This is a genomic window from Pantoea sp. SoEX (assembly GCF_009829945.1).
GTDB lineage: Bacteria > Pseudomonadota > Gammaproteobacteria > Enterobacterales > Enterobacteriaceae > Pantoea_C.
In genome coordinates this window covers 72731-97891 of record NZ_SZZT01000001.1, presented here as the reverse complement: position 1 = coordinate 97891, position 25161 = coordinate 72731, and the positions used below count along the sequence as shown (strand labels likewise).

The window sequence follows — 25161 nt, the reverse complement described above, 5'->3', positions numbered from 1 at the left end:
ATATTTCCTTAAGAAAGATGTACTAACATATTTCATGCTTGCCGAAACGAAAAATACGGTATGTTTTAAAGTAATCAAAAAAAATTTTCATTAAATAATTAAAATGAGGAATTAATTGAGATTTTTTCCAATCCACATTTTTAGAAATATCAGTAAAAATATTTAAGAAAAAAATAATTAACGCTATGATTAATATACCACGAATTGTTCCAAAACATATTCCAAGTATTTTATCTGTTGCAGACAAACCATTCTTTACTACTAGAATTCTAATTAAATTATTTAACAATGCACCTACAATCATAGTAATAAAGAATGGTAACATAATAGCAATGATTTTTTTAATTAAATTATTGCTACTAAAAAATGGCAACCATGTCATGATATATTCATGGGAATGATTTGATATAAAAAAGGCACATATCCAAGTAACTAAGGATAATGCTTCAGATATAAATCCACGAAAAATGCTTATGATAATAGAAAAACTAATCACAGTTATGATGGTATAGTCAATCCAAGTCATTTTATTATTTCACCTCAATTTAAAATATTAGAAATTTATATTAATTAATATTTACTTTAGTAAAAATGAATTTCTGATAAAGTATTAAAAAAATTTAATTAAAATTTAAAAATCTGTTTTTCATTTTATTTAAGTTACTTTAATATAATAAATATTCAAATAAATTTAATTTATATCAATATATTTATTTAATAAAAATACTTAAATGACTAAAAATTTATTTATCCAAAAGTAATACATATACATTATACTACCATTAATGTTTTACAAGTAAAATTTTGTTAATTTTAATTTATTAGATGATATAATTAAAAATAATATAAAAATATATTGTAAATAAAATATTTATTTTAATTATTTTTAATTCATATAATATAAATTTAACTAAATGTTGGATATATGGTAACATCTCAAATACTAAAACATCTAATTTCATATAAATTCAATTAATAGCAAAAATTTTATTTATTGAAATTAATTTCATAATTTGAGCTACTGTAATAAATGAACCACATACTAATATAATATCTTGTAATTTTGCCTTTCTTATAACTTCCTTCCATGCCTCAGTGATATCAGCAAAAGAAAAATATTCACTGTTTGTTAGATGTAGTGTAATTTGTTCAGCTTTAGCTCCTCTAGGACAATCTAATGATACACAATACCAATAATCAATATGATTTGTTAAAGCATCGACAGTACCTTTAATATCTTTATCTTGTAACATGCCTATTAATGCATATATCTTGCCTTTTTTTTTCAAAGTTTCTAAACGATATGCTAAGTAACTAGCTGCATTAGGGTTATGAGCAACATCAAGAATAATATGTGGATATTTACTTACTATTTGAAATCTACCTGGTAGATTTATTTTAGGTAAATTTTTGTAAATTTGTTCTGTAGATATTTGAAAACCAGAAGCACGTAAAGATATCAAAGCAGTAGCGGCATTAGGTAGAGGAACTTGTGTAAAAGGCAAATTATTTAAAAAACCATATCTGTCATATAAATTCCAATATGTATTTTTTTTACAATAATGCCAATGTTTATTAACTTGTAATAAATTTATTCTTTTCAATTTAGCAATTTTTAAAATAGCAGAAGGTATATCATTTTCACCTATTATGGCTAATTTACCTGGACGGAATATGCCAGCTTTTTCTATACCGATAGTTGTTCTATCTTTTCCTAATAAATTTATATGATCAATTGCTATATTTGTAATAATAGTAGTATCAGCATCAATAATATTAGTGGCATCAAGTCTACCACCAACACCTACCTCTAAAATTATTACATCAAGATTGGATTTTTTAAATAAATATAATGCTGAAAGAGTACTAAATTCAAAATAAGTTAATAAAATATCATTACGTTTTTGTTCAATTTTTTTAAAAGTATTAACATGTACTTCTTCAGTTAAAACTTTTCCTTGAATACGTATTCTTTCAATATAACTTAAAAAATGCGGCGAACTGTAAACACCAACCCGATAGCCAGATTTTATAAGGAGAACTTCCATAACATGACATGTAGTACCCTTACCATTGGTTCCTGAAACAATAAAAACAAATTCTTTAGGTTTTAACAAATTTAAACGTTTTGCTACTAATTTTATTTTATCTATATCTAAAGATACTTTATTACTAATGTATTCAAGATAATCGAGCCATGATTTTAATGAATTCAATTTTTTATCAAACTGTAAATTATTTATCTTTTCCATATCTATTCTTTACAATTATTATCTGAATAATTGTTGAAATTAAATTTTTCTCTGCTATCTATTGACGGTATAGGAACATTCATCATTTTAGATAGTATATTTGCTAATCTATAACGCATTTGAGGTCTTCTAATTATCATATCAATAGCGCCGTTTTCAATAAGAAACTCACTACGTTGAAAACCTGGTGGAAGTTTTTCTCTTATTGTTTGTTCTATAATACGAGGTCCAGCAAAACCTATTAGAGCTTTAGGTTCTGCTAAGTTAATATCACCTAACATTGCAAGACTAGCAGAAACTCCTCCTAAGGTAGGATTAGTCAACACTGAAATATAAGGTAATCCTAAATTTCCCATTCTAGCTAAAGCAGCACTAGTTTTGGCCATTTGCATTAAGGATATTAAAGCTTCTTGCATTCTTGCACCACCGCTTGCAGAAAAGCAAATTAAGGGACAATGATCTTTTATCACCTGTTCTACTGCAATTATAAAACGATTACCAACTACTGAACCCATAGATCCAGCCATAAAATCGAATTCAAATGCTACAGCTACAATTGGAATTTTATATAATTTTCCTTTCATTACAACTAAAGCATCTTTTTCTCCAGTAATTTTTTGAGCAGATAACAAGCGATCTCTATATTTTTTTGAATCGCGAAATTTCAGTATATCTTTAGGTTCTAGTTCATTTCCTAATTCCATTATATTATCACTGTCTAATAAATTTATTAAACGATCTCTAGCTTTTATTCTCATATGATAATCACATTTGGGACATACCTTAAAATTTCTTTCTAATTCAGGACGATATAATATTTGATTACAATTATCACATCTAGTCCATATACCATCAGGTATGTTAGTACGACGTAAAATAGGAGTAATTTTGTTTTTGTTAAATATACGCTCAATCCAGCTCATTTTTGTTATCCATTCATTTATAATATTTTATAATAAAATATTATATTTTAATTTATTAGATATATTATTTTAATAATTGTTTTTTATGACATATAATTTTCTATTAAGGTAAATAATAAAAAATTATTACTTTTATGTAAAAAATATTGATAAAATAATTAATCAATTTTATTTATTTGCTGTAAAAATAGTGGTCCTGTTGATAATTTGGGTAGACAAAAATGTGAAGGATAATCTACTTCTACTAAATATAACCCTTGAGCTTTAGCTGTTGCACATCCAAAAATGCGATTTCTTGATGACAACAATATTTTCATCCATGATTCTGGCTTTTTTCCTATCCCAATATCAATTAAATTTCCTACAATATTTCGTACCATATGATATAAAAAAGCATTTGCTTTAATATCTATAATTACATAATATCCTAAACGCATTATATTAAGATGTATTATATTTCTATTGAAATTATTTGATTGACAATTGGCACCGCAAAATGCTGAAAAATCATTTTCTCCCAATAAACATTTGCTAGAATATTGCATTCTATGTATATTTAAAGGATAGTAACAATGTACTAAACCTTGATTTAAAATAGCAGGACGCATAGAATAATTATAAATGACATAACGATATCTACGTGCAATAGCACTAAATCTAGCATGAAATTCTTCAGGTACCTTTTTTACCCAAAGTACTGCAATGCTATTTGGCAAATTAGAGTTTACACCTTGTGTCCAAGCGTTTGTATTACGATTAGTATTGGTTTCAAAGTGAACTATTTGTCCAGTACTATGCACTCCTTTATCTGTACGTCCTGCACAAAATAAATCTACTGAATGATTTGCTATTTTTGAAATGGATTTTTCTAGTGTTTCTTGTACAGTAGTTACCTTTTTTTGACGTTGCCATCCATAATAACTACTACCATCATATTCAATACACATCGCTATTTTTGTTATTTTTTTATGAAACACGAATACATATACCTTTAATTAATATATCAATTTTCATTGATATGAAATAATTTATTTTTATATAAAAAAAGAAGTGTTAAATATGAATTTTTTAACATAAGTAATTTAGAAATGATTAGCATAATTTATACAGATATTGAATATTATGAAAATAAATTAAATATTATATATTTACTAATTTTATAACTTTAAGAAATATTTTTTAGAAGCTAAAAGTTCGGCTTAAATATAGCATTAAATCCAATTTTTTTTAAAACATCAAATGTTTCATAATTGTTACAGCTAATTTTTAGGGAAAACCATTCACTGCGTGCTCTATAATGATTACGTAAATTATCGAATGAACAAGACTGTGTAATTATTGCATTACGTAATAAACTATCATCTGTATAAATATTATAAATTAAATTAACTAATTTATTTAATTTTGACTGCGTAATATTGCCATTTAAAAAAATATTATTAAATATCTTATTAGGTAAAAATTTATTAATTTTTATTTTTTTAGTTTTTTTTATTAATTTACACCATTCTGCATATAATTTAATAGTTGCACGAATTTTAGCCTCTATTGTAAAACCAGCAATATGTGCGGTAGCAATAGTTACTTGATTAAGTAAATTAGCTGATATTTCAGGTTCTCCTTCCCATACGTCCATAACTACTTTTATATCCTTACGTATTTCTAATACATCAATAAGATCTTTAGTATTAATTACTGAACCTCGAGAAGAGTTTACTAAAATGGTATTTGGTTTCAGAGATAATAGATATTCTTTATTCATCATATGAAAAGTTTTATATTTACCCTCATTAATCAAAGGAATATGAAAAGTTATTATATCAACTTTACTAATAAGTTCCGATAAGGGATAAAAAAAATTTCTCTTATCTTTATGGCCATCATCTGATTTTGGTGGATCACATAATAATGTTGTAATTCCCCAAACTTGTAAAATTTTGTTTAAATATGATCCAATATTGCCAAAACCAACTATTCCTATAGTACGATCTTTAAGTTGAAAATTATTGCGTTCAGCTAAAAACAATAAAGAAGAAAAAACATATTCTGCTACTGCAATAGAATTGCAACCAGGAGCTGCTGAAAAGGTAATATCTAATTCTTTCAGCCAATTTGTATCAATATGATCTATTCCTGATGTTGCACTGCCAATGAATTTTATCAATTTACGATCTTTTAGTGATCCTTTATTAATTTTAGTAATAGAACGTACTAGTAGACAATGTGTATCTAATATTTCTCTACCAAATAATTGGTCACTATGTATTTTAACAACATTGCCAGTATCTTTAAATATTTCATATGCATAAGGAATAAATTCGTCAACTAATATTTTCACTAAAATGTCCTAAATATAATAAAACCAATTAAAATTGTTTGTGATTATATTATGTTACAATTAATAATTTAAAACATAATTAAATTACTTATTTGATTATATTTAAAAAGTAAATAATTTTTTGTTTTTATAATTAATATTTACTCATTATTAAAGTAGCATTTGTACCACCAAAACCAAAACTATTCGTCATAACGGTATTAAGATTTTTTTTTGTGGTTTTAGTAATTATATTAATGTCTTTAGCAAAGGAATCTAAAGAATCAATATTAATACTTGGTGCTATAAATCCATGTTGTAACATTAATAAACAGTAAATTACTTCATGTACGCCAGCTGCTCCTAAAGCATGTCCTGTTATTGATTTAGTTGCAGAGATACTAGGTATAGCCTTACCAAATACTTTACGAATTGCTTCCAATTCTACTTTATCTCCAATTATTGTTGAAGTACCATGACTATTTAAATAATCTATAGGATTTTTAATAAACTGCATTGCCATGTTCATACAACGTACCGCTCCTTCACCTGAAGGATTAACCATATCTAACCCATCTGATGTTGCCCCATAACCAATTATTTCAGCATAAATTGGAGCATTTCGTTTTAAAGCATGTTGTAATTCCTCTACTACAATAATACCTCCACCTCCCGCAATCACAAAACCATCTCGTTTTTTATCATAAGTTCGAGATGCTGTTTGTGGATCATGATTGTAATTTATGGACAAAGCACCCATAGCATCAAATTCACATGCCATTTCCCAACTTAATTCTTCTCCTCCACCAGCAAAAACAATATCTTGTTTACCAAATTGAATCTGTTCAACTGCATTACCAATACAATGCGCGGAAGTAGCACATGCAGAACTAATTGAATAGTTTATACCATAGATTTTAAAAAATGTAGCAAGACATCCAGAAATTCCTGAAGCCATGGCTTTAGTTACTACATAAGGACTAACTGCTTTTAATCCACGTGCACTGCGCATAGCATCAGCACCAAATACTTGGAAACGTGGAGAACCTGCTCCTGATCCAACTATTAAGCCAACACGTGGATTGTTTTGGTATATATGATTTTTTAATTTGGAATCTTTTATTGCTTCCTTCATTGAAAGATAAGCATAAATTGATGCATCACTCATAAATCTAGAAATTTTACGATCAATTAAACCATTAACATCTAATTTAATATTACCCCAAATATGACTGCGCATACCAGAATTTTCCATTTCTTTAGAAAATGTTATTCCAGAACGACCTGCAATAAGAGAATTCAATACTTCTTGCTTGTTATTTCCAATGCTAGAAATGATGCCTAAGCCAGTAATAACCGCAGATCTCATTAAAATACCCTCATATACCATAAAATTATAATAAATTTCTATCTTATAAATTGCAATTATTCTTATCTAAGAAGAAAAGTTCATTTTTAAAACACAATAATTTATAATAAATATTCTAAATATAAATTATTATGTTTTATATGAAGATATAACAATTTTATTTTCATTTAATAAATTATTTATTTATATTTAAAAACAAAAACTTAATATGTATAGTTAATATCTATGTGATAATTTGTTTATACAAAATATAATTTATCTCAAATTATTAAATTTTTAAAATATATATTGACAGACATTTCAAATATCATAATGAGATATTAATTATAAAAAAATTAACATAATTTATTATTGGAACATTGAGCTCTATGTCTTAACAAATGGTCCATTAACACTATAGCTATCATAGCTTCAGCAATAGGAACCGCTCTAATCCCTACACAAGGGTCATGTCGACCATGAGTAATTATTTGAGTTTCTTTACCATTATGATCAATGGTTTGTCCTGGTTTAGTTATACTAGAAGTTGGTTTCATCGCTATACTAATGATGATATTTTGACCACTGCTAATACCTCCTAAAATACCTCCAGCATGATTGCTCTGAAAACCACTTTCTTTTATCTCATCCCTATGTTGACTTCCACGTTGATTTACTACTGAAAAACCATCACCGATTTCAACAGCTTTTACAGCATTAATACTCATTAACGCATGTGCTAAATCAGCATCCAGTTTATCAAAAACAGGTTCACCTAATCCTGGCGGAACATTTTCAGCAATTATATTTAATTTAGCTCCTATGGAATCACCTTCTTTCTTTAGTGATCGTATTAATTTATCTAATAAATCTAATTTATCTGGATCAGGACAAAAAATCGGATTTGTATCAACGCAATTCCAGTTTTTAAATTTTAAATGAATATCTCCAATTTGTGCAATATAACCTCTTATTGATATATTATGTGTCATTTTTAAGTATTGCTTTGCAATTGATCCTGCTGCTACACGCATAGCAGTTTCTCTAGCAGATGAACGCCCTCCTCCTCTATAATCGCGTATTCCATATTTTTTTTCATAAGTATAATCTGCGTGTCCAGGACGAAACAAATCTTTAATATTATTATAATCTTTTGTCCTAAAATCAGTGTTTTCAATCATTAAACCTATAGGAGTTCCTGTAGTAATGCCTTTAAATATACCTGAAAGTATCTTTATTTTATCTAATTCATTACGCTTAGTAGTATACCGTGAACTACCAGGACGTCTACGATTTAGTTCATGTTGAATTATCGATTCATTAATTGTAAATCCTGGTGGTACTCCGTCAATTATACACCCCAATGCTATTCCATGTGATTCACCAAATGTTGTTATTCGAAAACTTTGTCCAATGCTATTACCCGCCATATTGTATTCCTACTGTAGTTTTTAATATAAACAAAATTTATTTGCTTTTTATTTTATATAAGAAGTAAAATGATATTGTGCATTTATTAGTTGTTTACGTGTTATCATAAATACTCCATCACCACCGTTATCAAATTTTAACCAAGTAAAAGGTACGTCTGAGTATTGTTCTATTATTTGAACCATGTTATCACCTACTTCACAAATAAGAATACCATTATCATTAAGATAATTTTGAGCTATAGCTAAAATACGACGTATAATATTCAAACCATTACTACCAGCGGATAGTCCTATTGCTGGTTCATAATGATATTCGTTAGGTAAATGAGCAATGGATTCTACACTAACATAAGGAGGATTTGTGATGATTAAGTCATACTTTACATTGGGTAACTGATTAAATAAATTAGATCTAATCAACTTAATATTATTAACTAAGTGATGTTCCTCGATATTTTTTTTAGCAACATCTAATGCATCTTGAGAAATATCTACTGCATCTATTTTAGCTTTGGGAAAGATATAAGAACATGCTATTGCAATACAACCGCTTCCTGTGCACATATCAAGAATATAATCAGGTGTATTTCTAATTAAATCTCCAAAACTGTTTCCTATTAGTTCACCAATAGGTGAACGTGGAATTATTACTCTATTATCAACATAAAATTCGTAACCACAAAACCAAGATTTATTAGTTAAGTAAGCACTAGGAATACATTCATTAACACGCCTAATTACGAGTTTGATAATACGGCTACGCTCACTAGTAGTTAGACGAGAATTACGAATCTCTTCCTGTATATCTATCGGTAAAAAAAGAGAAGGGATAATTAATTGAACTGCTTCATCCCAAGGATTGTCTGCACCATGTCCATAACAAATTTTAGCAGATATAAATCGACTTACTGCCCAACGCAGCATATCTTGAATAGTGTGTAGTTCATTTAATACTTCTTCAGTAAAAATTAGATCCATTTAATCTCCTTTTCAGGGTTCTTAAAACAAATAACTGAATTTATAGATATACGAATATAATCGTATTAATTTTTTTACAAAAAAATAAAAGTATTAATTCAAGAAATAATTATTTAAAATAAAGCTTACATATTATAGTTCATTAAGATATTTAAACAAGCAATGCAAATTATTTAATAAATAATCATATGGGTTTTGAAATATTAGCAGGATTAACGGACCATAATATTTTATTTTTGTCTTTAAATAAATAAAACTTTATATAAGTAATAGATGAAGGTGCAAATGTATATATTTTTTTTTCATTTGGACAAATAATATTGATTAAGTTACAAATAAGAGGCAAATGTGATACTAATAATACAGATTTTATTCCATCAATATATATTTTTTTTAAGTATTGGAAAACGATTGAAGGATTGCCATTTGGTTTTAATTCTGTCAAAATAACTTGATGTTCTAATAACAGTATATCATTTATTTTTGAAACAGTTTGTATAGCCCTTCTATAAGGACTAATTAATACATAATCAATACAGTAATACTGTTTTTTAAACCAAACAGCAATTGCTCTTGATTCATTGATTCCACATTCTGTTAAAAATCTATCTTCATCTTTTGCTGATCCGACAAAAGAATTTCCATGACGCATTATAAAGATTTTCATAATATGACCTGATCATTAAAATTATTATTAATTTAATAAATAAAAATATAACATTAGTATTAAAATTTTATTAACTTATTTATAATTACACGATTTATAAAAAATTGAAAGTCCCCTTAGTTAAACGGACATAACGAACCCTTCCTAAGGGTTAATTACAGGTTCAATTCCTGTAGGGGACATATTCAAAAATTATATTTTGTAATAAAGTTTTTTTAATAATTTTAACAGATCTAATTATAATTTTATATTCTAAAATGGATCGATATTACCTCTAATTTCGCCTACTACCAGATAAATATTTAGCACAACAACAATTAAAGTAATTAATTTAGCTACATTCTTTAATAAGGATGAATTTACCATTTTATCACCCATGATCTCAGTATTTCCTGTAAATGAAATCAAAGGAACCAGGGCTAATGCTATTCCAAAACTTAATACTACTTGACTTAGCACTAAAATATGAGCTACATCCCAACCTATCCAGATAACAATAAAAGATGGAAACATGGTAATAAATCTTCTGAACCATAATGGTATGCTAAAATGAACAAAACCTTGCATTACAACTTGTCCAGCCATTGTTCCAACCACTGTAGATGACAGCCCTGCTGCTACTAAACTAAGACTAAAAATTGTTGCAGCAGCTTGTCCTAAAATTGGTTTTAAAGTTAAATAAGCCTGATCTAACTTAGAAATACTAGTATATCCACTAAAATGAAATACTGCTGCTGCTGTTGCCATCATAGATAAATTTACAAAACCAGCAATAGTCATAGCAATTATGACATCTAATTTAGCACTTGCATATCTCTCCTGAATACTACTCTTACCATCACTAAATTGAGTTAAAGCAGAATGCAAGTATATTACATGAGGCATAATAGTAGCCCCTAATATAGCAGCTGAAAGAAAAACTGTCTCGAGATTTGGTAAAATAGGTAACGCAATACCACTAATTAATTCATTAAATTTAGGTTTTGAAAAAAATAATTCTATAGCATAAGCACCAGCTACAAAAATTAATAAAGAACCAATTACTATTTCAATAGACTTTTGGCCATAATTTTGTAGAAGCAAAATCAAAAAAGTAGCTATCCCAGTTAATATTGCTCCTTTAAAAAGAGAAATATTTAACAATAACTTGAATCCAAGCGATGCTCCAAGAAATTCAGCTAAATCTGTTGCTATAGCAATAATTTCAGCTTGAACCCAATAAAACCATACTATGGGACGTGGAAATCTATCTCTTATATGTTCTGCTAGATTTTTGCCAGTTACTATACCTAATTTAGCAGACATTAATTGGATTATCATCGCCATAATATTTGCCCATACTATTACCCAAAGTAATTTGTAACCATAAGCTGTTCCAGCTTGAATATTAGTTACAAAATTTCCAGGATCTATATAACCTATTGCAGCAATAAAAGCTGGTCCCAACAAAGCTAATTTAACTCTTTTTGCTCCTTTAATAAGGCTTTCAATGATGCTCATTTCAAACATATTCAGTATCCTATCTGGACATTTGTTAAAAATTTATACTGTAATGTTAAAATGATATAGTTCATTTTATAACACACTACAAAATATAAATATTAGCAATTGCTATAAATTTTTATTGAATAAAAACATTATGCAAATAATGTAAAAATGACACAAAAAAATACGTTCTAATCAAAATTAAAACTAATCAATAATATCATATATTTATGTATATTAAACTTAGGTGTTATGTTCCTTAACTATTAAAAATATCTAATAATTCCAAATATATAAATAATTAATAGTGACTAACACCGTAATAATTATAGTATATAATTTTACATATAAAAATTTAAAAATTAAAATTTATGGAGCTAAGCGGAATTGAACCGCTGACTTCTTACATGCCATGTAAGTACTCTGCCATCTGAGTTATAGCCCCAATATAGTGATTAATTTATTAATTATGATTTTGTTATTTATTAAATAAATAATTATTTATGTTTAATTTTAATAAAATTATAATATTAAATATAACAAAGTTCATTTTAATATTTTAATATTTTTAATAAAATCTAAAGCATTTTCAATTCTAGATACAGTTATTTTTAAACCAATTAGTTCTATAATCTTATTAATGCTTGGTGATGAATCATTGCCAGTAATAGCTACTCGCAAAGTCATGCAGACTATATTCATATTTACTTTAAGTTCTTTTGATGTATTTAATATGATTTCATGAATATTTTCAGAATTCCAATTACATGTTAAAAGTAATTTACTACGGATGGATTCCAATAACTTATAATTAGAATAATTCAAATATTTATTAGCGCAATCAATATTTAGTTCGAAAAAATTTTCATAACAATAATTACATGATTTAGAGATTTCTTGCAAAGTTTTATAACCTTTTCCAAATACTTCAACAATTTTTATTAGTTTGGAATCACAGTCGATATTCATATATTGTGATAGATATTTTGCTATTTGTTCTGCAGGCAATGTATTGATATAATGATGATTTATCCATTTCAGTTTGTTAATATTGAATATACTAGGAGATTTACTTACTTTATTGAGTGTAAATAAATTTATCATTTCAGAGACAGTAAATATTTCTTTATTTTTATGAGACCAACCAAGTCTTATTAGATAGTTAAGTATAGCTTCTGGCAAATATCCTTGTTGTCTATATTGCAATATTCCTATTGCTGCATGACGTTTAGAAAGTTTTTTTCCATCAGGGCCAAATATCATAGAAACATGTGCGTAAGTTGGTATATTTGCACCAACAGCTCTTAATATATTAATTTGTTTTGGTGTATTGTTAATATGATCTTCACCACGAATGACATGAGTTATACCCATATCCCAATCGTCTATTGCTACACAAAAGTTATAAGTGGGGTAGCCATCACTGCGGCGGATAATTAAATCATCTAATTCTTTATTATTAAATTTAATTCTACCTCTAATTTCATCATTAAAAATTACATATCCTTCTTGAGGATTGCTAAATCTAACTACATGAGGTATATTATTTGACAGATTATATTTCGTTTTACAATATCCATCATATCGTGGCTTTTGTCCATTTATTATTTGTGATTTACGCAAATTATCTAAACGTTCTTTAGAACAAATGCATTTATATGCAGTACCTTTATTCAACATATTATTGATTATATCATTATAACGATCAAATCTTTTAGTTTGGTAATATGGTCCTTCATCCCAATCTATTTTCAACCAATTTAAGCTATCTATAATAGCTTTAACAAATTTTTTTTGATAACGTTCTTCATCAGTATCTTCTATCCTTAATATAAATATACCTCTGTTATGGCGTGCAAAAAGCCAAGAATAGAGAGCAGTACGAATACTCCCAATATGTAAATTACCAGTAGGACTCGGTGCAAAACGAGTTTTTATTTTCATTAATTAAAACCCTAAACTAATATCATTTAAAATGATTTTTAATAATTATAATATTTAACATAAAACACTTCATTATATTTTAATTACTGAGAATATAAAATAAATTATTAAAATAAAAACTTGTTTTTCTAAAAAAAGAGTTATATCATGTATACGGATATAAAGTTCAACTAAAAATTTAAAATAAAGTAACATTAAAACTTAATAACTATTAACACTATATTATAAATATTTTAATATTAAGTAAATATTTGCTATAGGGTGATTAGCTCAGTTGGCAGAGCATCTCCCTTACAAGGAGAGGGCCGGCGGTTCGAGTCCGTCATCACCCACCATTACATAACTATAAGAAATTGAATATAATTTAAATTTATAACATATTTTGTAATTGTGAAATTTAGAATTATTTTTTTGCTTTGAAAAATTGGGTCGTTAGCTCAGTTGGTAGAGCAGTTGACTTTTAATCAATTGGTCGCAGGTTCAAATCCTGCACGACCCAAAATTAGCAGCTAAGAAAGTATAGTTATACATTATCCTTCCTTGTTTAATCTATATTATCAATACTTATTAAATTAGACGATATTAAGGCTAATTATATTTTGTAATTTAGACTTAATTAGTTGATATTAATAAATATGTTTTATTACCTATTTGAAAAAATATTATTTTAATATAAAACTTAATTAGAATAAATCACAAAAAATGAAATTCTTAAAGATTGATTCAATGATTATTAAGATCCTAACTGTTGTTTTGCTTGCTTCTTTTATTCCATTAAAAGGTAATTTTATAAATTTATTTAAATACCTAACTATTGTAGCTATTTCTGTGCTTTTTTTTATGCATGGTGCTAAACTTTCTAGAAAAAAAATTATTTTAGGTAGTAGTAATTGGCAACTTCATTTATGGATACTATGTAGTACTTTCATACTTTTTCCTTTAATCGGATTTATTTTAATATGTTGCCATTTGATGAATATTAGTCCAGAAATTGATAAAGGTTTTTTATATTTATGTAGTATGCCTTCCACTGTACAATCTGCAATAGCTCTTACATCAATAGCTGGAGGTAATATTGCTGCTTCTATATGTAGTGCATCAGCATCTAGTATATTAGGAATATTTCTTTCTCCTCTAATTGTTAAGTTAATATTAGGAGTAAATAGTTCTGGATTGAATATAGACAATGAAATGCAACAAGTATGTAAAATAATATTACAATTATTAATACCTTTTTTGGCTGGACATATATCACGTAATTGGATTTATAAATGGATTGACCAAAATAATGATTTAATTAATAAAGTAGACCAAATATCAATTTTATTAGTAGTTTATTCTGCTTTCAGCGAAGCAGTAACTAATGGAATATGGAATATAGTTGGAATTCATACACTTTTATGGATTTTAATAGATTGTATGATATTATTATTTTTTATACTAATAATAAATTATTTAGTTGCTCGCGTATTTAAATTTAATCGTAGTGATGAAATAGTATTATTATTTTGTGGATCAAAAAAAAGTCTAGCTAGTGGGGTTCCTATGGCAAATATTTTATTTCCTGTCAGTTCAGTGGGAATAGTTATATTACCTTTAATGATATTCCATCAAGTTCAATTAATGACCTGTTCGTATATTGCTCAATGTTATAAACAAAATAATGAAAAAACGTAATTGATAATTTATATAATATAATTTTCATTTATGAATCATAATCAAAACTTATTTTTTAGTAATTTTATTATAGCGTTTTCATTTATTATTTTAATACCTAATTTTTGTGCTTTTATATATTTATTAGTATTTGATTTATTAGATATTAAAAAATCTGTCTCTTTTGATATATGATTTTTGATTATTACTCCTATTGATTCTAATCTAGATTTTATTATAGATTGTTTTAAATTTAAAAAAGAACCAGAAATAACAACTATTTTTCCATAAAAATAATTATTTTGTTTTTTATCATCATTTGATTTAATCTCTGATAAACAAATTCCTACTTCATTAATTAGTTGATATATTATTTTTTTATTATTTTTTTCTTTTATAAAATTAAGTATATGTTTAGCAGTTTTATATCCTATGTTTTTTATTTTAATTAATGAATTAAAATCTGCTAGCATAAAATTTTCAATATTAACAAAATGATTTGCTAATTCAATAGCATTTATTTCACCAACTTCTCTTATACCAAGTGCAAAAATAAAACGCTGTAGAGTAGTATTTTTTGATTTGTTTATTGCATTAATTATGTTTTGTGCTGCTCTGAATGCTAAGCCATCAATCTTAATTAAATTTCTTTTATCAATTAAAAACAAATCTGCTATCGTTTTAACATATCCTTTTTTTATTAGCTTATGAATTATTTTAGTGCCAACACCTCTTATATTCATAGCTTTACTAGAAACAAAATGTTTAATAGTGTTATTTTTTTGTGCATTACATGCTAAACCACCTGTGCATCTTGAAATTATCTCTCCTTTTATTCTTTCTATATGAGAGTTACATACTGGACAATTTTGAGGAAATATTATCTTTCTTGAATTTTTAGATCTTTTTGATGTTATGACATTCATAACTTGTGGTATAACATCTCCAGCTCTACGAATTACAACTACATCATCTATGTGCAACTGAAGTCGTTCTATTTCTTTAGCATTATGTAAAGTAGCACTTTTGATATTTACTCCTCCTAATTTAATTGGTTGAAGAATCGCAACTGGTGTAATTACTCCAGTTCTTCCTACCTGAAATTTTACTTCTTTAATGCAAGTACTTTTTTCTTGAGCAGGAAATTTAAACGCTACTGCCCAACGTGGAACTTTAGTAATATATCCTAAATGATTTTTCATTTTTTCTGAGTCCACCTTGATAACTATTCCATCTATATCAAATCCTAAATTATATCTATTTTTTTTAATTTCTTCATAGAAGATAATAGCATCATTAATATCATGAACGATCTTAGTATAATCACTAATAGGTAAACCCCATTTCCTTAGTTGTTGTAGATTTTTTATATGACTTGATGATAAATTTCCTTCCTTTACAACTCCTAAACCATAACAAAAAAAGCTTAAAGAACGATTAGCAGTAACATTTGGATCTAATTGTCTTATTGATCCTGCAGCAGCATTACGAGGATTTGCAAATGCTTTACCAAAATTTGTTCTGTATTCTTCATTAAGTTTTTCAAAGTCCTTTTGATATATAAATGCTTCTCCTCTTATTTCTACAAACATAGGTATATTATTGCCTTGCAAACTATGTGGAATAGATTTAATTGTTCGTACATTAGAAGTAATATCTTCACCAATAAAACCATCTCCTCTAGTAGCAGCTTTTACTAATAAGCCATTATAATATATTAAATTAACTGCAAGACCGTCTATTTTTAGTTCACAACAGTATTGTATTTCTTCATTTTCTAACTTTTTCTTTACTTTTTGATCAAATATGAATAAATCTGTTTTATTAAAAATATTTTCTAATGATAGCATGGGCATATTATGTTTTATCTTACCAAATATTTTTGATCTTTTTCCACCGATTAATTGTGTTGAAGAAGTAGGATTAGATAATGTTGGATATTTTTTTTCTAACCTTTTTAATTCTATTATCATTTGATCATATTCTATATCTGGAATTTCTGGTGAATCCTGTACATAGTATAAATACTCGTGATAAAGTAGTTTTTTTCTAAGTTCGATTATTTTTTCTATTGGTGATTTCATAATATTACATTCGTATATATTTAAAAAATAATATTCTAACATATTGATTGATATAGTGTAATTGAAATAATATTATTGTTGTAAAATTATTTAGGATGAAATAAATATTATTTTATAATAATTAATTAATATACTTAAATTATATAAAATGTATTGTATTAATAACATAAAAATTTGTTAAATATGTTATATTTAATTAAATATTTTTACATATTACTAAAAATTTATTAATAGTAATATAAACTGAATTTTATTAACTGTAATATAATTTTTGCTATTTATAATAAAATATTTATTGACATATTATGGTTATTTAGTATTTTAAATTTATTTTATAGATAATATAATTATATTTATATAGTATCAATTATATTGGTACTTAAAAAATTTAGTTTTGAAATAACAAATAGTTATTTTGTTTTTGTTATGTAAAATACTAGAATAAAGAAATATGTAATATTAGCCCTGTTCTATCTACATAATACGTATATCTCAATACCAATTTTATTTCTACTTAATTATAATATATTCATTTTTTTACTTTATTATAATATTAGAAATGGTATGCTTAAATGTTTAATTTAATTGTTATTTTGTTGGTTAAATAATTAATATGAATAAAATCCATAAAGATAATTCCTATACTATTGGAAATACACCATTAGTTCGACTGAATCATATGGGAAACAATTCAATTTTTGTAAAAATAGAATCACGTAATCCTAGTTTCAGTGTAAAATGCCGCATAGGTTCTAATATGATTTGGGATGCAGAAAAACGTGGAGTTTTAAGACCTGGAGTAGAATTAGTAGAACCAACAAGTGGAAATACTGGAATAGCATTAGCATATGTATCTGCTGCTAGGGGATATAAATTAACTTTGACTATGCCTGAAACTATGTCTATTGAGCGTCGTAAATTACTGAAAGCTTTAGGAGCTAATCTGGAATTAACAGAAGGCCAAAAAGGCATGCAAGGAGCTATTAGAAAAGCCGAAAAAATTGTTGCTAGTAATCCGAATAAGTACTTGTTACTACAGCAATTTAGCAATCCTGCTAATCCAGAAATTCATGAAAAAACTACTGGACCTGAAATTTGGTCAGATATAAACGGAGAAATAGATGTTTTTGTTGCAGGAATTGGTACAGGTGGAACTTTTACTGGTGTAAGTCGTTATATTAAAAATAGTGAAGGAAAGAAAGATCTGATCTCAGTAGCAGTTGAACCAATTAATTCTCCAGTAATAACTCAATTTCTATCTGGTAAAACCATAATACCAGGAACACACAAAATTCAAGGTATTGGAGCTGGTTTCATTCCTGAAAATCTAGATTTAACTCTTATTGATCGTGTTGTTACTGTTTCTAATGAAGAATCTATAAAAGTAGCTAGAAAATTAATGGAATCAGAAGGTATTCTTTCTGGTATTTCTTCTGGAGCAGCTGTATGTGCTGCAATGAAGTTACAAGAAGAAAAGGTATTCGCTAACAAAAATATGGTTGTAATACTACCATCTTCTGGAGAAAGATATTTAAGTACTAATTTATTTTCTGATATTTTTACTGAAAAAGAAATCATACAATAAATATTATTTTATAAAATTGCAAATATTCATATTAATAATATCAAATATTATATGCAGTTTTTATAAATTATTCTTATATTGAAAATATATTATTTTACGTTTGTGTAATTATATATAAATTTTAACTGATCAAATATATCTTAAAATTTGTAATAATTATATTGATAATATTTATGAAAAATAAAACCTGCTATTTATTTTTTCATGAATATTATCTGTGTAATTATTAATATTTAATAAATAATATTCTTAATGCTTAAAAATAAAGATAAGTTAATGTTATTATATTTTAAATATAAATTATTAATAATAAAATTTAGAATAAACTGGATAAAATTAGGAAATTATAATGTTTCAGAAAGAAATTACTATTAATTTATTAAATGGTTTGCATACTAGACCTGCTGCGCAATTTGTTAAACAAGCAAAAAATTTTCAATCTGAAATAACAGTGATATCTCAAAATAAATCAGCAAATGCAAAAAGCTTATTTAAATTACAAACTTTAGGTTTATCTTATGGAACTGTAATTATTCTCCAAGCAGAAGGTAAGGATGAAGAAATAGCAGTTGAAAATTTAGCTAAATTTATAAATGAATTAAAATGAATTTTTATACTTATTTAAAATAATAGTTTTATTTATTAAAATAATTAATATCTTTAACGATAAGCTTATTGTATTTATTTTGTTTTACTTTAATCTATTCTTACGATGGTTAAATCCACTATAGTTAATCTACATCGTGATAGAAAGGGAATATTATGATTTCAGGTATTGTAGTGTCACCAGGTATCGCTATCGGAAAAGCTATTTTGTTGCGAGAAGACGATACAGTGATAAATCAAGAAAAAATCTCCAAAGATAAAATTAATCAAGAAATTCAAAAATTTTTACACAGTCGCAATGAAACAGAAAAACAATTAGAAACAATTATGATTAAAACTAATAAGTCTTTAGGTGAAGATAAAGCAGCAATCTTCGAAGGACATATTATGATTTTAAAAGACGAAGAACTCGAGCAAGAAATAATTAGTTGTATTAAGAAAAATTATTTAACCGCAGATGCTGCTGTTAAATTAGTAATTGATAATCAAATAAGAACGTTAGAAAAACTAAAAGATCAGTATCTTAAAGAACGTATAGTAGATGTACGAGATATAGGTAAACGTTTAATAAATAATATATTGGGATTAAATGTTAATAATTTAATTTCAATAAAAGATAAATCAATATTAGTAGCAAAAGATTTAACTCCATCGGAAACTGCACAATTAAACTTAAACATGATATTAGGATTTATCACTGATTTAGGGGGTTTAACTTCACATACCTCAATAATGGCTCGTTCTCTTGCAATACCAGCTATAGTTGGTACTAAAAATGCTACTTTATATATAAAAAATGGAGATTATCTAATTATTGATGGAATAAATAATTTTATACATATAAATCCCTCTCAAATTATTTATAAACAATTAAAGAAAACTCGAAAACAATATATTATTAAAAAAAATGAGTTAAATAGAATAAAAAATTTACCTGCTATAACATTGGATGGTCATCAAGTTAAAATATGTGCAAATATAAGTAATATACGAGATGTAATAAATGTAAAATTACAAGGTGCAACAGGAATAGGATTATATAGAACTGAATTTTTATTTATGGATAGGAATTCTCTACCAAGTGAAGAAGAACAATTTCAAGCCTATAAATCTGTTTCAGAGGCAATGGGAATAGGAGATATTATTATAAGAACTATGGATATTGGAGGAGATAAGGCTTTACCCTACATGAATTTACCAAAAGAAGATAATCCTTTTTTAGGATGGCGTGCGATTCGTATTGCACTAGATCGCAGAGAAATTTTACATACACAACTACGTGCTATTTTAAGGTCATCTGCTTTTGGTAAAATAAGAATAATGTTTCCTATGATTATATCAGTGGAAGAAGTTCGTATTTTAAAATGTGAACTTGAAAAATTAAAGTCACAATTATCGAATGAAGGACAAAGTTTTGATAATTCAATTGAAATTGGTATTATGATTGAAACTCCTGCTTCTACTGTTATTGCAAATCATTTAGCTAAAGAAGTTGATTTTTTTAGTATTGGAACAAACGACCTTACACAATATACATTAGCAGTGGATCGCGGTAATAGTTTGATATCTCACTTATATAATCCAATGACCCCATCAGTGCTTAGATTAATTAAGCAAGTTATCGATGCATCTCATGATGAAGGAAAATGGACTGGAATGTGTGGTGAACTTGCAGGTGATGAACGTGCAACATTACTCTTACTAGGAATGGGATTAGATGAATTTAGTATGAACTCTATTTCTATTCCAAAAATTAAAAAAATTATTCGTAGTGTTAATTTCAAAGATGTTAAATTATTAGCAGAAAAAGCCCTAATTCAGCCAACATCTGAAGATTTAATGAAATTACTTGATAAGTTTAATAAAGAAAAACATTAATCTATAATTACAAAATATAACTCACCAATAATATTAAATTAGGAGAAAATTATATGGGTTTGTTCTCTAAAATTTTTGGTAACGCGACAAATAGAGGTAAAACAACTAATATCATTGCTCCTTTATCAGGTCAAATTATTAATATTGAAGAAGTCCCAGATGTAGTGTTTTCTGAAAAAATTGTAGGAGATGGTATTGCGATCAAACCTAAGGGAAACAAAATAGTTGCTCCTGTTAAAGGTAAAATAGGTAAAATTTTCGAAACTAATCATGCTTTTTCAATTATATCTGATTATGGTATTGAGTTATTTGTTCATTTTGGAATTGATACAGTTGAATTAAAAGGTAAAGGTTTTAAAAGAATAGGTGAAGAAGGTCAAGAAGTGAACATAGGAGAAACAATTATTGAATTTGATCTATCATTATTAGAACAAAAAGTAAAATCTACAATAACTCCAGTAGTAATTTCTAATATGGATAAAATTAAAAAATTAACAAAATTGTCTGGAAAAACAATGATAGGTGAAACCACTATAATGATAGTTAATATGAATTAAACTTAAAAAACGATAACTTAATTTAAATATAGTTATCGTTTTTTATATTTTATTTCATTTATACTAAATTAATGATGATATTTAGATTAGCTTAAATTAAAATAAGAAAAATTAATAATTATGTGTAATATAGATAATATTAGAAATTTTCTACTAAATTTACAAAATAACATTTGTAATGTTTTGTCTAAAGAAGATTATAATAAAGCATTCAAAAAAGATAATTGGAGTTCTAAAAGTTGTCAAGGTAGGAGTTGCGTATTAAAAAATGGAAAAATATTTGAACAAGCAGGAGTAAACTATTCATATGTCCATAATTGTAAAATACCTCCATCAGCAACTTTATACCACAAAAATATGTCTGATTATAGTTTTACAGCACTAGGTATATCAGTAATAGTTCATCCACTTAATCCTTATGTTCCAACTAGCCATGCTAATATAAGGTTTTTTCTGGGAGAAAAACCTGGGGCTGAATCGATTTGGTGGTTTGGCGGAGGATTTGATATGACGCCTTTTTATGCATTTAAAGAAGATGTAATTCATTGGCATAAAACAGCATTTGATATTTGTTTGCCTTTTGGTAAAGCTATATACTACAAATATAAACACTGGTGTGATCAATATTTCTACATTAAACATCGTAATGAACAGCGTGGGGTAGGAGGTTTATTTTTTGATGATCTTAACAAACCAGATTTTGATTATTGTTTTAAATTTGCACAGGCTATAGGTAATGGATATTTGCGTGCTTATCAGCCAATTGTTGCACTTCGTAAAAATTATTTATGGAGTGAAAAACAACGTAGATTTCAACTTTACAGAAGAGGTAGATATGTTGAATTTAATCTAATATACGATCGTGGTACCATATTTGGTTTACAAACAAATGGTAGGATAGAATCTATTTTAATTTCTATGCCTCCTTTAGTAAGCTGGGAATATGATTACAAATATGATGAAAATTCGGCAGAAGCCTCTCTGTATAGAGACTTTCTACCTATTAAAGATTGGTTATCCTGATTTTTGTGCATAATATAAAAATACATTAATTTATATACATTATTGAATTGTCTTTTATAACGGTTTTGTCTGAGCTTCTGCTACAGATAAAGCAACCATATTAACTATTCTCCTTACTGAAGCTATGCTAGTGAGTATATGAACTGGTTTTTTCATGCCCATTAATACAGGTCCTACTGTTACTCCTTCAGAACATGATACACGTAATAAATTATAACTAATTCTTGCTGATTCTACATTAGGCATAATAAGCAAATTAGCACTTCCTTTTAGGGGACTATCTGGCATTAATTCTTTTCGTATGGTTTCTACTAAAGCAGCATCACCATGCATTTCACCATCAATCTCTAATTGAGGAGCTAATTTTTTTATAATTTTTAAAATATTTCGCATTTTTTGTGCACTAGGTGTATTAGAAGTACCAAAACTAGAATGAGATAATAAAGCTACACGAGGTTCCATTCCAAAACGTTTTACTGTTTCTGCTGCCATTAATGTAATATCTACTAATTGTTCTGATGTGGGATCTTCGTTAACATAAGTATCTGCTATAAAAGTATTTCCACTAGGTAATAATAATGCATTTAAACTGCCTGCTACTTTAATATCATTGCGCAAACCTATTACATTTTTTATTATATTATAATGTTCATCATAATTACCAATAGTTCCACAAATTAATGCATCTGTTTCCCCTCGATGTAACATTATCGCACCAATTAAAGTTGGATTACTAATTATTGCTCTTTGTGCTTGTTCTTGAGTAATACCATATCTTTTCATAATTTGGTAGTATTCATTCCAATATTCTTTAAAACGAGGATCGGATTCATTATTTACTAGTTTAAAATCTTTTCCTATTTGGATTTTTAAACCTTGTTTTTGCAAACGTGTTTTAATAACATGTGGTCTTCCAATTAATATAGGTTTTGCTAATCCAAGTGTTACTATTTCCTGTGTAGCATGTAATACTCTTACGTCTTCACCTTCTGCTAATACAACATATTTTGGCAATTTTCGTGCTTGAGAAAATATTGGTTTCATAAATAAATTTGTCTTATAAACAAATTCAGTAAGTTTTTCTCGGTAAGCATCAAAATCCTTTATAGGATGAGTAGCAACACCAGATTGCATAGCTGCTTGAGCAACAGCAGGTGCAATTTGAACAATTAATCTTGGATCAAATGGTTTCGGAATTAGGTAATCTGTACCAAAACTGAGTTCTTGATCTCCATATGCTGATGCAACAATATCACTTTGTTCAGCTTTAGCAATATCTGCGATAGCATGTACTGCAGCAATTTTCATTTCTTCGTTGATAGTGGTCGCACCAACATCTAAAGCTCCACGAAAAATAAAAGGAAAACATAAAACATTATTAACTTGATTAGGAAAATCAGACCTTCCAGTACAAATGATTGCATCTGGTCTTACTGCTTTTGCTAATGGAGGCATAATTTCTGGATCAGGGTTTGCTAAAGCCAAAATAAGTGGATTTTTTGCCATTTTTTGAACCATTTGTGCAGTTAATAATTTTGGGCCAGAACATCCAAGGAATATATCTGTTCCAGCAATTATTTCTTCCATTGTTCTCTGTCCTGCATCTTTAACTGCATATTTAGCCTTGTTGATTTCCATGTTTTTTTCTCGGCCATGGAAAATTAATCCTTTAGAATCACAAACTTTTATATTACTCTTAGGCAAACCTAGCTCTACTAATAAATTCATACAAGCAATAGCTGAAGCACCTGCTCCAGAAACTACTAATTTGACATTAGATATACTCTTGTTAACAATATGTAACCCATTAATAACTGCTGCAGCACAAATAATTGCAGTACCATGTTGATCATCGTGAAATACAGGAATTTTCATTCTATTACGTAATTGTTGTTCTATATAGAAGCATTCTGGTGCTTTTATATCTTCTAAATTTATACCACCAAAAGTGGGTTCTAATGAAGTTATTATTTGTATTATTTTATCTGGATCTGTTTCATTTATTTCTATGTCAAATACATTAATACCGGCAAATTTTTTAAATAATACCCCTTTACCTTCCATAACTGGTTTAGAAGCTATAGCTCCAATATTTCCCAAACCTAAAACTGCAGTACCGTTAGATATTACAGCTACTAAATTACCTCGTGAAGTATATTTATATGCTTTTATTGGATCAGAAGCAATTTCTATACAAGGAGCTGCTACTCCAGGTGAATAAGCTAAAGCCAAATCACGTTGAGTTAATAAGGGTTTGGTAGGAGATACTTGAATTTTCCCAGCTAAGGGATATTGGTGAAAATCAAGTGCACTTTTTTTTAATTTATCATCCATTAGATATCCTTAGTTTATACGCAATCATAAATTATTTATTTTAAGAAATATAAAATCATAATATATTACAAATATAGATCAACTTAATATT

At 27.0% G+C, this 25161-nt stretch carries 19 protein-coding genes and 4 tRNA genes; 9 read left to right on the top strand and 14 right to left on the bottom strand.

From position 1 onward, the window contains the following. Positions 1-22: 22 nt before the first annotated feature. From FD726_RS00425 to sixA, 9 genes are all read right to left on the bottom strand, one after another. Positions 23-526, bottom strand: coding sequence for a CvpA family protein (locus FD726_RS00425; RefSeq protein ID WP_159989618.1), 504 nt, complete (start codon positions 524-526; stop codon positions 23-25). Positions 527-968: 442 nt separating this feature from the next. Beyond that, on the bottom strand, positions 969-2243 hold the full coding sequence (gene folC / locus FD726_RS00420) for a bifunctional tetrahydrofolate synthase/dihydrofolate synthase (protein ID WP_236260978.1): 1275 nt from the start codon (positions 2241-2243) through the stop codon (positions 969-971). A gap of 11 nt (positions 2244-2254) precedes the next feature. Beyond that, positions 2255-3175 (bottom strand): acetyl-CoA carboxylase, carboxyltransferase subunit beta, encoded by a 921-nt coding sequence (gene accD / locus FD726_RS00415; protein ID WP_159989616.1) that lies wholly within the window; start codon positions 3173-3175, stop codon positions 2255-2257. 158 nt (positions 3176-3333) lie between these two features. Beyond that, positions 3334-4122, bottom strand: a complete 789-nt coding sequence (truA, locus tag FD726_RS00410; RefSeq protein ID WP_159989810.1) for a tRNA pseudouridine(38-40) synthase TruA — start codon at positions 4120-4122, stop codon at positions 3334-3336. Between the two features lie 239 nt (positions 4123-4361). After that, positions 4362-5513: a 4-phosphoerythronate dehydrogenase gene (locus FD726_RS00405; RefSeq protein WP_159989615.1), complete on the bottom strand. Its 1152-nt coding sequence runs from the start codon at positions 5511-5513 to the stop codon at positions 4362-4364. 133 nt (positions 5514-5646) lie between these two features. After that, complete coding sequence (gene fabB / locus FD726_RS00400) at positions 5647-6861, bottom strand: beta-ketoacyl-ACP synthase I (protein ID WP_159989614.1); 1215 nt, start codon at positions 6859-6861, stop codon at positions 5647-5649. Between the two features lie 335 nt (positions 6862-7196). Beyond that, positions 7197-8270 (bottom strand): chorismate synthase, encoded by a 1074-nt coding sequence (gene aroC / locus FD726_RS00395; protein WP_159989613.1) that lies wholly within the window; start codon positions 8268-8270, stop codon positions 7197-7199. 48 nt (positions 8271-8318) lie between these two features. Further along, positions 8319-9251 (bottom strand): 50S ribosomal protein L3 N(5)-glutamine methyltransferase, encoded by a 933-nt coding sequence (gene prmB / locus FD726_RS00390; RefSeq protein ID WP_159989612.1) that lies wholly within the window; start codon positions 9249-9251, stop codon positions 8319-8321. A 184-nt stretch (positions 9252-9435) separates the two neighbouring features. Continuing rightward, positions 9436-9918, bottom strand: a complete 483-nt coding sequence (sixA, locus tag FD726_RS00385; RefSeq protein ID WP_159989611.1) for a phosphohistidine phosphatase SixA — start codon at positions 9916-9918, stop codon at positions 9436-9438. A 110-nt stretch (positions 9919-10028) separates the two neighbouring features. Between sixA and FD726_RS00380 the strand changes: the two genes are divergently transcribed. Then, positions 10029-10100, top strand: a tRNA-Arg gene (locus tag FD726_RS00380). A gap of 70 nt (positions 10101-10170) precedes the next feature. On the opposite strand, the gene FD726_RS00375 is transcribed toward FD726_RS00380, so the two are convergent. The 3 genes from FD726_RS00375 to gltX form a co-directional block, all read right to left on the bottom strand. After that, the gene (locus tag FD726_RS00375) at positions 10171-11427 is read right to left on the bottom strand and encodes an Nramp family divalent metal transporter (protein WP_159989610.1); all 1257 of its coding nucleotides are present in this window, start codon (positions 11425-11427) and stop codon (positions 10171-10173) included. A 348-nt stretch (positions 11428-11775) separates the two neighbouring features. Next, positions 11776-11848: transfer RNA gene (locus FD726_RS00370), tRNA-Ala, on the bottom strand. A 101-nt stretch (positions 11849-11949) separates the two neighbouring features. After that, positions 11950-13347 (bottom strand): glutamate--tRNA ligase, encoded by a 1398-nt coding sequence (gene gltX / locus FD726_RS00365; RefSeq protein ID WP_159989609.1) that lies wholly within the window; start codon positions 13345-13347, stop codon positions 11950-11952. A gap of 259 nt (positions 13348-13606) precedes the next feature. On the opposite strand from gltX, the gene FD726_RS00360 reads away from it, so the two are divergent. From FD726_RS00360 to FD726_RS00350, 3 genes are all read left to right on the top strand, one after another. Then, a tRNA-Val gene (locus FD726_RS00360) sits at positions 13607-13682 on the top strand. A 91-nt stretch (positions 13683-13773) separates the two neighbouring features. Then, a tRNA-Lys gene (locus FD726_RS00355) sits at positions 13774-13846 on the top strand. 203 nt (positions 13847-14049) lie between these two features. Beyond that, positions 14050-15024, top strand: coding sequence for a bile acid:sodium symporter family protein (locus FD726_RS00350; protein ID WP_159989608.1), 975 nt, complete (start codon positions 14050-14052; stop codon positions 15022-15024). A gap of 41 nt (positions 15025-15065) precedes the next feature. Here FD726_RS00350 and ligA read toward each other — a convergent pair whose 3' ends face one another. Continuing rightward, positions 15066-17087, bottom strand: coding sequence for an NAD-dependent DNA ligase LigA (gene ligA / locus FD726_RS00345; protein WP_159989607.1), 2022 nt, complete (start codon positions 17085-17087; stop codon positions 15066-15068). Between the two features lie 613 nt (positions 17088-17700). On the opposite strand from ligA, the gene cysK reads away from it, so the two are divergent. From cysK to hemF, 5 genes are all read left to right on the top strand, one after another. Continuing rightward, a complete protein-coding gene (gene cysK / locus FD726_RS00340; RefSeq protein WP_159989606.1) occupies positions 17701-18672 on the top strand; it encodes a cysteine synthase A in 972 nt (323 codons plus the stop codon). 349 nt (positions 18673-19021) lie between these two features. Then, the gene (locus FD726_RS00335; RefSeq protein WP_159989605.1) at positions 19022-19279 is read left to right on the top strand and encodes an HPr family phosphocarrier protein; all 258 of its coding nucleotides are present in this window, start codon (positions 19022-19024) and stop codon (positions 19277-19279) included. 155 nt (positions 19280-19434) lie between these two features. Next, a complete protein-coding gene (gene ptsI, locus FD726_RS00330; protein ID WP_159989604.1) occupies positions 19435-21156 on the top strand; it encodes a phosphoenolpyruvate-protein phosphotransferase PtsI in 1722 nt (573 codons plus the stop codon). Between the two features lie 53 nt (positions 21157-21209). Further along, on the top strand, positions 21210-21713 hold the full coding sequence (crr, locus tag FD726_RS00325) for a PTS glucose transporter subunit IIA (protein ID WP_159989603.1): 504 nt from the start codon (positions 21210-21212) through the stop codon (positions 21711-21713). A gap of 120 nt (positions 21714-21833) precedes the next feature. Continuing rightward, on the top strand, positions 21834-22736 hold the full coding sequence (gene hemF, locus FD726_RS00320; protein WP_159989602.1) for an oxygen-dependent coproporphyrinogen oxidase: 903 nt from the start codon (positions 21834-21836) through the stop codon (positions 22734-22736). Between the two features lie 54 nt (positions 22737-22790). On the opposite strand, the gene FD726_RS00315 is transcribed toward hemF, so the two are convergent. Next, positions 22791-25070, bottom strand: a complete 2280-nt coding sequence (locus FD726_RS00315) for an NADP-dependent malic enzyme (RefSeq protein ID WP_159989601.1) — start codon at positions 25068-25070, stop codon at positions 22791-22793. Positions 25071-25161: the final 91 nt, after the last annotated feature.